This is a genomic window from Flavobacterium macacae, assembly GCF_003865365.1.
GTDB classification, from domain to species: Bacteria; Bacteroidota; Bacteroidia; order Flavobacteriales; family Flavobacteriaceae; genus Flavobacterium; species Flavobacterium macacae.
The window spans coordinates 24765-33743 of sequence record NZ_RQVR01000024.1 but is presented as its reverse complement, the minus strand read 5'-3'; the positions used below and the strand labels follow the sequence as shown (position 1 = coordinate 33743).

General features: G+C 41.5%; 8 protein-coding genes. 6 read left to right on the top strand and 2 right to left on the bottom strand.

Annotated elements, in window-relative coordinates; translation table 11 throughout:
* The 4 genes from uraH to EG849_RS14540 form a co-directional block, all read left to right on the top strand.
* Positions 1-301 (top strand): hydroxyisourate hydrolase (gene uraH / locus EG849_RS14555; RefSeq protein WP_125014020.1); only part of this gene is annotated, 301 nt, incomplete at its 5' end.
* Between the two features lie 357 nt (positions 302-658).
* Positions 659-907 carry a DUF6364 family protein gene (locus EG849_RS14550; RefSeq protein WP_125014018.1) on the top strand — a complete coding sequence of 83 codons (249 nt, stop codon included), beginning with the start codon at positions 659-661 and terminating at the stop codon, positions 905-907.
* Positions 904-1317 carry a type II toxin-antitoxin system VapC family toxin gene (locus EG849_RS14545; protein ID WP_125014016.1) on the top strand — a complete coding sequence of 138 codons (414 nt, stop codon included), beginning with the start codon at positions 904-906 and terminating at the stop codon, positions 1315-1317. The genes EG849_RS14550 and EG849_RS14545 overlap by 4 nt, the downstream gene beginning before the upstream one ends.
* Positions 1318-1684: 367 nt before the next feature.
* Positions 1685-4417, top strand: coding sequence for a DEAD/DEAH box helicase family protein (locus tag EG849_RS14540; RefSeq protein WP_125014014.1), 2733 nt, complete (start codon positions 1685-1687; stop codon positions 4415-4417).
* Between the two features lie 211 nt (positions 4418-4628).
* Here the strand turns inward: EG849_RS14540 and EG849_RS14535 are convergent, their stop codons facing one another.
* The gene (locus EG849_RS14535) at positions 4629-4826 is read right to left on the bottom strand and encodes a hypothetical protein (RefSeq protein WP_125014012.1); all 198 of its coding nucleotides are present in this window, start codon (positions 4824-4826) and stop codon (positions 4629-4631) included.
* Positions 4827-5230: 404 nt separating this feature from the next.
* Between EG849_RS14535 and EG849_RS14530 the strand changes: the two genes are divergently transcribed.
* Entirely contained in the window at positions 5231-6073 is an 843-nt protein-coding gene (locus EG849_RS14530) for an RteC domain-containing protein (RefSeq protein ID WP_125014010.1), read from the top strand.
* Between the two features lie 112 nt (positions 6074-6185).
* Here the strand turns inward: EG849_RS14530 and EG849_RS14525 are convergent, their stop codons facing one another.
* Complete coding sequence (locus EG849_RS14525) at positions 6186-6938, bottom strand: hypothetical protein (RefSeq protein ID WP_125014008.1); 753 nt, start codon at positions 6936-6938, stop codon at positions 6186-6188.
* 358 nt (positions 6939-7296) lie between these two features.
* Here EG849_RS14525 and EG849_RS14520 point away from each other — a divergent pair, with 358 nt between their 5' ends.
* Positions 7297-8970 (top strand): tetratricopeptide repeat protein, encoded by a 1674-nt coding sequence (locus EG849_RS14520; RefSeq protein WP_125014006.1) that lies wholly within the window; start codon positions 7297-7299, stop codon positions 8968-8970.
* The last annotated feature ends 9 nt before the right edge of the window (positions 8971-8979 follow it).

The window sequence follows — 8979 nt, the reverse complement described above, 5'->3', positions numbered from 1 at the left end:
AATGCCTGCTGCTGGCGTGAGCATCAAATTAGAAAAGTACAATGAGCAGAAAAAAACCTGGTCCTTTGTGGATGAAAAAATCACAGACGATAACGGCCGAATTACAGATTTTCTACCTTCAGAAAAACCCAACCTAGGCATTTACAAGCTGACTTATTATACCAGCGAGTATTTTAAAAAAAACAACACCGATAGTTTTTACCCTTTTATTGAAGTGGTATTTCAAATAAAAGACGCAAATCACTATCACGTTCCGATCACACTTTCGGCATACGGATACTCTACTTACAGAGGCAACTAAACCCCACTTCTCGAGCCTATTGCTTGTAACCTACATCATTTCTAAAAACGCAACCTTGATGGATGCGTTTTTTTTTATAATTAAAATGTAAGAAAAACAAATGATTTGGAATAGATTTTTTAGTTATATTCGTTGAAATAATCCGCGGTAAAGTTTCGTATATACCGCTATATTTGGGTAGATTGGCGAAAGTTTGTTTCGTATATTTATAAGTTGGGAAAAATCACCCTTCGCGACAATTTTTCCCCAGGACCGATAGGCTTCGCCGAGCGGTGGGCAGTAATCGCAAAAAAAAATCGAAATTCACGCGTATTACGTCCTAAATTTATATATTTGTACGTATAAATATTTTACGTTATGAATACTAAACTCACATTAAAGCTTGACCAAGAGATAATTGAAAAAGCGAAACAGTATGCGTCTGAAAAAAAATTAAGCTTATCTCGAATTATAGAAAACTATCTTAATTCTTTGACTTCAGATAAAACAAATAATGACATACAAATTTCGCCGTTTGTAAAAAGTCTTTCTTCAGGAATTAAAATTCCAGCTGATTATGATTATAAAAAAGATCGTGCTGATTACTTAGAACAAAAATACAAATGAACAGAATTTTTTTAGATACTAACGTTATATTAGATTTGTTGGGAGAAAGAGTTCCTTTTTTTGATTATATTGCTAAAGTTGCTACTTTGGCAGATCAAAAAAAACTTGCTATAATTGTCTCACCTCTTTCATTCACGACAGTAGATTATGTTTTGAATAAATATGAAAGTTCCGAATCTGTTCTGAATAAACTGCGAAAGTTTAAAATAATCTGTGAGGTTTGTGAGGTTAATGGGGAAACAATTGACAAAGCGTTGAATTCGAATTTCAAAGATTTTGAAGATGCTGTTCAATATTTTACTGCTTTACAATCGAACTGCTCAATGATTATAACCAGAAACGGAAAAGACTTTAAGCACGCTACAATTCCAATTATGACAGCTGAAGAGTATTTAAGTAGCATTATATAAAGCGACTACTGCCAACAACTGAGAACCTACGTGCGTAGCACGAACAATGAAACTCTTGTGGAACGGAACCGCGCTACATCCCTCCCTTATGGGGTTTACGATAAATGAGTTGTAAAAACTTCAACAAGCTATTGTGCCTCTTTTTTTGAAGAAGTTACTGTAGCGAATTACAACCTCCACCTTAAATTATTTTCACTATTTTCCTACGTTTACGGATTTCAATAAAAGACCTATTAATAATTTGTTTATTATTGTGGTAAAATATCGCTACCCAGTAGTGGGCATACAACCAAAATTACGTGTATATCTCTAATTTTGGCAGACATATCACACTAGTTGGGCGTGAGTTTAAAAAGACACCGATACATTGACAGGATATCCTAAAGAGATAAAATTTAAATACGGTTGGAGAAAATACCAACAGCGAGTGCTTGACGACTTACAAGACCACTTAACTGACGGACATTTACACGTAATTGCTCCCCCAGGTTCGGGTAAGACAGTTTTGGGACTTGAAGTTGCTGTTCGACTTAACAAACCGACTTTAATTCTTGCACCGACAATTGCAATTCGTAACCAATGGATACAACGTTTTTGCGAACTGTTCCTTCAAACCAACTTGACACCTGATTGGATTTCGAGAGACATTCGCAATCCAAAATTTATGACCGTTGTAACTTATCAAGGTCTTCACGCTGCTTGTAACAATTGGAGAATTGACGACGAAGTAATTGACATCGAAGAAGAAGAAGAAACACCAGAAACAAACGGAAATGGCAGAGCCACAAATCCCAATCTTGACAACATTGTAAGCGGATTAAAAGCACAACAAATAAAGACCATTGTGGTTGACGAAGCACACCATTTAAAAAATGAATGGTGGCAAACGCTAACAAAAGTTAAAGAAAAATTAGATCCGATTATTGTGGGCTTGACAGCCACACCGCCTTATGATGTTACAGCCACAGAATGGCAACGATATATTGACTTAAACGGACCTGTTGATACAGAAATTTCAGTTCCTGAATTGGTAATTGAAGGTGATTTATGCCCTCACCAAGATTACGTTTATTTCACACGCCCGACAGAGAAAGAAAATCAGAGCATTGTTGATTTCAGGCAAAATATTGAAAAGCTTTTTCAAGAAATTAAAAAGGATGAAACAATCATTCAGGCAATAGAACAACATCCCATTTGGCAAAACCCGACAGAACAGTTAGATTGGATTTATAGCAACCTCTCTTATTATTCAGCTTGTTTGATTTTTCTAAAAGCTAACGATAAAGTAATTCCCGAAACACATCTTGAAGTTATTGGAGATAAGAAGTTTGAAATCCCCAAACTCGATTACGAATGGATTGAAACACTTTTAGATTTTTATCTCTACAGAGAAAAGGAAAATTTTAAAGCATTTGAAGAACATCAAAAAACACTTGAAAATAGACTAAGAAGATACGGAGCAATTGAAAGACGACAAATCAACTTTTCGCACAATAAACGAGTAACAGGGTTTTTAACTTCAAGTATCAGCAAAATTAATGGCATCAAAGAGATTGTAGATTTTGAATACAAACAATTAGGCAAAGACTTACGGTTGGTAATTCTTTCCGACTTTATCCGCAAAGAATTTTACATCAACGCATCTGAAAATAATCTCGAACTGAATAAAATTGGCATCATTCCAATTTTTGAAAAATTAAGAAGAGAAAACAAGGACAATAAAAGAATTGCAGTTCTTACAGGTTCAATGATTATTCTTCCTATAAGTGCTTATGCAGCATTTAAAGCAAAAGCAGTAAAATATGGTATAACTCAAATCAATTCAAGTCCCGTTCCTTTTGACAATGATTACATTTTAATCAGCCAAACTGAGCAACTCAAACACGATATAGTTCACATTGCAACACAAATTTTTCAGCGGGGAGAAATAGAAATTTTAATAGGAACAAAATCTTTACTTGGAGAAGGTTGGGACGCTCCAGCAATCAATTCTTTAATCTTGGCAAGTTTTGTAGGTTCTTTTGTACTTTCCAATCAAATGCGTGGTAGAGCTATTAGAATACAAAACGGAAATGGCAACAAGACAGGAAACATTTGGCATTTGGTCTGTATTGACCCAACTTCACCGTCGGGGGGAGACGATTTTGACTTACTTAAAAGACGTTTTAGGAGTTTCGTAGGTGTTTCATTCAAAGAAGAACCCGGAATTGAAAATGGAATTGAGCGTTTAAACTTATCAGAAAACATACATCATAAAGAAGAAGCGGAGAAAAAGAATGTTGAAATGTTTTCTTATGCAGGCGACAGAGAAAGTTTGAAACAAAGATGGAAAACGGCACTTGAAACAGGCGTTACGCTTGTAGAAGAAATCAAAATCCCATTCCCTGAAGAAAAGGAATACAAAGCGGTTAAGTCAATGTATTTAAACAAGACTATTCGCAACCTTTTAGCGACTTTAGGTTCGGGATTAGTTGGTTTTGGTCTAGAAAGTTTACAAGGTCTTGGTAGAGCGACAAGAAATATTAAAACTACTCAAGACTTATATGTTTTCCTTGCAATTTTCGGAGCTATAGGAATGGTCATTTTTGGTAGGCTGACTTTTAAGACATTAAGATTATATTTCAAATACCGCGACATTTCAAAGGACATTCAACAAATTGGGGACGCACTTTTAAACTCGTTGATTAAGGCAGGAGCAATAAAAACAGACTATTCAAAATTAAAAGTGGAAACTTCGGTTGACAATTGGGGTGCGGTTTTCTGTCATTTAGAAGGTGGGACGACTTTCGACAAATCAACTTTTATAAATGCACTTCAAGAAGTAATTGCACCAATTGACAATCCCAGATATGTAATTATAAGAAAGAATAAGTTGATACTATTCGTAAAGCAAAAAGACTATCATTCTGTTCCTGAAATACTCGGACGAAACAAGAACTTAGCGGAATATTTCAAAAACCAATGGGAAAGGCTTGTTGGTTCTTGCGACTTGATTTTTACAAGGACACTTGACGGCAGAAAAATACTTTTGAAGTCAAGAGTGAAATCATTAGCAGCACAGTTTGATGACAAAGTAGAACACGTAAACAAATGGAAGTAACAAGACCTACGCCCAACAGCTAGAGTTCGTTGGGCTTGCAAAGCCAACAATGAAACTCGTGTTGAACGGAACCACTACATCCATCCCTATGGGGTTTACGATACAGGAGCAAGAAGAATTTCAAAAGGCTCTTGCGCCTCTTTTTTTTGACGAAGTTACTGTAGCGAATTACAATCTACACCATAAATTATTTTTCAATATTTTCCTATGTTTAGGGTTTCCGTAAAGAACGTATTGATAATTTATTTATTATTGGTACCAGGCTTTTTACAATTTTGATTTTCACGTCTTCTTCCGCCACTTTGATCATCGTTTCAAAACCTGTAATTTTTAGCGTGGCATAGTCCAAAGATCGAGAAAGTTCATGGATCCAGTGCTGTAGCGGGCTGTTCTGTCTATTTTCATCCATTTCAGTATAAAAGGTATTGGATATTTTTCCTTCTAATGTACGAACGGATAGCTATGTGATCCAAAGACGCAAAGTAGTACTCTTGAGTCCATACTTTTGGCATGCCCCAGAACTTGTTGAGCAATCCCTGATCTATTTCACCAAGTATTTTGATCACCTGTGATTCTTAACGGGCTTGTAGGAATCTATACGAAGAGGACTGGAAACTGATTTTTGTTTAACTTTTTTTGTCATTTAAAAGTAGCTTGTTGTAAAGCTATTTCCAGGACAAGATACTATTCAATTCAGGAATTTTACTATTCAATTCGGGAATTCATCAATATAAGAGTTGCAGGAAAAGACCTGCCCGTTTAGATTTGCAACAAGGGTTCAGGCAAAAACCCGAAATCGTAAAGCGACGTACTATGAAAACCTTTGCAACACAGCTCCTAGAAGAAACGGATGCCCAGCTTAAAATGATCCATCTTGAAGAAGCCTCGGCGCTCGAGCATTCCGGCAAGGCAATGGGCATACTGATGCCGGCCCTAGACAGGCTGAAGGAATTTGCAGTGGGCTATAAATTTAAAGACCCCACCCGCGAAATTGAATTTTTCAAGCAGCTCAAGCCGAGGCTGGCAAGCCGGCTGATCTATTACAATGAGGTGCATAACCTGGAGGCCGCCCGCCCATTCGGTTCGCAAAAGGCACTCCGAAGGTACTATGCCGCGGAACTGGATAAACTCAAGGTCTTTTTTCAGTCAAATAGAGATTTCTGCACCTATTGGCGCAAGGGGAGCACCTATCTTGACGAACTTTATTTCCTGAGGGACAAGGGGCGCCAGGGAATCATAATGGACAGCTGTTTTTTTCAAGCGGACAGGCGGTTCGCCACATCCCACGATTATACGCTGGCTAAAATGATGGCAAGCGAACGGCTACAGGCATTCTTGGAAAATGAAATGCGGAAACACCAGAGCGACCATCCGGCACTGAGAGTAGAAAATGAGGGGAAGCCTTTAAAATGGACGGGTTCCAAGGTAGCACTGGTAGAATTGGTCTATGCACTGCATGCACAGCAAATTTTTAACGGGGGAAATTCAGAACTTGCCGCCGTAGCGGCCCATTTTTCGGGTGCTTTCGGAATAGAACTCGGCCAGTTCCACAAGACATTTTTGGAAATCCGGGAACGGAAATCCGACAGGACAAAGTTTATAAATGCGCTCAGGGAAACCCTCATCAGGCGCATGGACGCAGCAGACGAAAATTAAAAAGGCCGCCCAGATAGGGCGGCCTTGCTTTTTAGCAGGCTTAAAATAATTCCGTTACAGCCGCAGGAACCGTAAGCGGGCACGTCTTGCACCATTGCCCAGTCCCCTGGCGCTATTCAAGAATGCCTTCGTTGGCAGCGATGCCAGCGGCAAGGGCCATCACGGCTGCGGTGCCGGTATCATGAGAAGCCCCTTCTCCTGCGCCCGCTAGGTTGGCAATCAGAAGATCCCAGTCGGGATCGGTATTCTTTTTGGGACGCTTGCGGGCCGCATACGCAGAGAATCGGGCAATGGAGCTGGTCGTGAGCAGGATGCGCTTATCTGCAGCAGTCAGAGTGCTGTCCCGGAGTACCTCCGATTCATAAAGCACGATAGAGGTGTGCAGTACAGGATAGGCGGCTTCAGCTTCATACTGTTCCAGCAGCGCATGGGCGAAATGGTCCAGCTGTGTTTTTCCAAGGGGGCTCATCGTGGGCGCCATCAGGACATCCGAAAGAAAAAGATACTCCCCCGCTGCTAGTTCAGACAGCCAGAGGCTCGAAATCGGCACAGGAACGGCCGGCGCAACCGATTGGTAGTCTGGATGGTCGTTGGCAATAGCAGCAATAAGAAGCTGCAGCGCCGCAAGGTCGCTGGGTTTTTCCCAAGTGGCCGCATAATCAGACAGCAGCCTCAGGTGCAGCGCGCCGGCAAGGTCATAAGGATTCGCTTCGTTCGCCGGAAGGGTATCAGTAGTGCGGGTACGGTACGAATTAAAACCCCACACATCAGGCACGGGCTGGGCAGTGGTAGCGACAAAGGTTTCATCGGTGGTGCAGGAAAGCAGCACGCCCAGCAGTGCTAGGCAGCAATAGAAATTTTTCATGAGTTCATTTTTAAGAATTACAGATTAAAATCAGTTCATTCTCCCGGGATGAGGAACAGTGGCGAAAGGCTGCACAGACAGCTTTTCGGGTTTGAATTCATGGGCAAAGCTAAAAGACAGCCTAAGACGGCGCAAATGGTAGGCTTATCAATTCCCGAATTCAATAGTATGGATTCGCGAATTGATAAGTACAAAATGGGGCTGATTTTTTAGGGGTAAGCAGGCAGCGGTGGCACGCTGGGGCCGATATTTACAACGCATCTTTTTGATTTTTTGATACTTTTAGATACTTTAGCGACAACGATAGCTGTGGTTCACGAAAGAGTCGAAGGCAGCGGATCCTCCAGATAGAAAAAACATGAAAAAAATAGTACTAGCGCTGCTGTTGATGGCAGGAATGGGCTCTTTTGCACAGGTTGCCCAGAAAAAAACACAAGACAGCTTGGATGGCAAAAACTATGCATACTTTGCAGCAGCGGTCAGGTCTGCCAAAGGCGACACTGTTATTTTGCAGGCCTATCGAAAGGCATGGCTGGCAAAAGCACGGCAGGAAAACAATTGGAATCAAGTGGCCGCAGCCTATAGCATGGTTATGACGCAGGACAGCAGGCAGAAGCTTCCCTTTTATGCGGACAGTCTCTTGGAGGCTTCCCGCCGTTCGGGCGATGAAAGGCTTATTGGGAATGCCTATATGAAAAAGGGCATAGTCCATTATGAAAAGAAGCAGCATCAGAAGGCGCTGGACAATTACCTTCTTGCAGACCGATACATCGCAAGGTCGGGAGATGCGTATGCAGTGCACAAATTAAAATATGCGCTGGCGCAGGTCAAATACTACCTCGGATTGTATGAGGAGGCCATTGCCCTGCTGGAACAGTGCATGAAATACTTTGAGAACGAAAACGATCGGGCGTACCTTAATTCAATGCATTCCATTGGCTTATGCTATGCGCGAGTCGGAAATAGTGCACGCTCGTCGGAGATGAATCGGCTGGGTCTCCAGCTGGGAATGGAATTTGAAATTGACGAGATGGCGCCCTATTTTACGCTCTCTGAAGGAATCAATGCTTTCGACAGGGGCGACTACAGTGCGTCAGAAAAAAAAATGGCGGCTGCACTACCTTTTTTGCAGGAAAATAAGGATTTCGCAAACGAGACGGTCGCCTGCTTTTACCTCGGAATGGGCAAATTTAAGGAGGGAAAAACAGAAGAAAGCATGGCGTATTTTCGCAAGGTCGATGATGCCTTTTCAAAGCACGGGTATACCCGGCCAGACCTGAGGATGGCACATGAAAAGTTAATCGGCTATTATAAAGAAAAAGGAGAGCCGCAGCGCTATCTTGCAGCCATGGAAAGGCTGCTGCAGGTAGACAGCGTTCTGAATCACGAGTACCGCTACCTTTCCGGAAAAATATTCAAGCAGTACGATACCCCGATGCTCCTGGCAGGTACGGAAGAGGTCAGGCGCGCTATGGCATTGAGATATGAGGTGCAGTGTGCCGCAATTGGCTTGTTGCTGCTGCTCGCACTTTATTTGGCGGCCAGGCACTATAGGGTACAACAAAAATACAGGCAAAAATTTAAGGAAATGATAGAAAAGCGCGCGGAGGCAGCGATGGCTCCCGCTGTGATCAGGCACCAGGAAGAACAGGGTCATGAAATCAGTGATGAAATGGTGCAGGCGGTGCTGGAGCACCTCAGAAAATTCGAGGAAACAAAAAAATTTTTAGAAAAAGGCATGAACCTCGGGGGCATGTCAAAAATTTTCAAGGCCAACAGCAAATATGTAGCGATGATTATCTTGAAATACAGGGGTAAAAAATCGATTGAATATATTTACGCCCTGAAACTGGACTACATCGTGGAAATGCTGCACTCCGATAAAAAATTCAGGAAATACACACACGAAGGCCTCGGCCAGGCCGCCGGATTTGGATCGACCCAGAGTTTTACAAAAGCATTCAAGGAGCGGTATGGAATGTCGCCTGCTTTTTTTTGCAGCGAGCTGAAAAAAACGCATCCTTTAGAATAGCAGCTGGGA

What these genes read in the sequence shown, in the direction of transcription:
- EG849_RS14550 (WP_125014018.1), top strand. Translation starts at nt 659, where the DNA reads ATGAATACTAAACTCACATTAAAGCTTGACCAAGAGATAATTGAAAAA.
- EG849_RS14545 (WP_125014016.1), top strand. Translation starts at nt 904, where the DNA reads ATGAACAGAATTTTTTTAGATACTAACGTTATATTAGATTTGTTGGGA.
- EG849_RS14535 (WP_125014012.1), bottom strand. Translation starts at nt 4,826, where the DNA reads ATGGATGAAAATAGACAGAACAGCCCGCTACAGCACTGGATCCATGAA.
- EG849_RS14530 (WP_125014010.1), top strand. Translation starts at nt 5,231, where the DNA reads ATGAAAACCTTTGCAACACAGCTCCTAGAAGAAACGGATGCCCAGCTT.
- EG849_RS14525 (WP_125014008.1), bottom strand. Translation starts at nt 6,938, where the DNA reads ATGAAAAATTTCTATTGCTGCCTAGCACTGCTGGGCGTGCTGCTTTCC.
- EG849_RS14520 (WP_125014006.1), top strand. Translation starts at nt 7,297, where the DNA reads ATGAAAAAAATAGTACTAGCGCTGCTGTTGATGGCAGGAATGGGCTCT.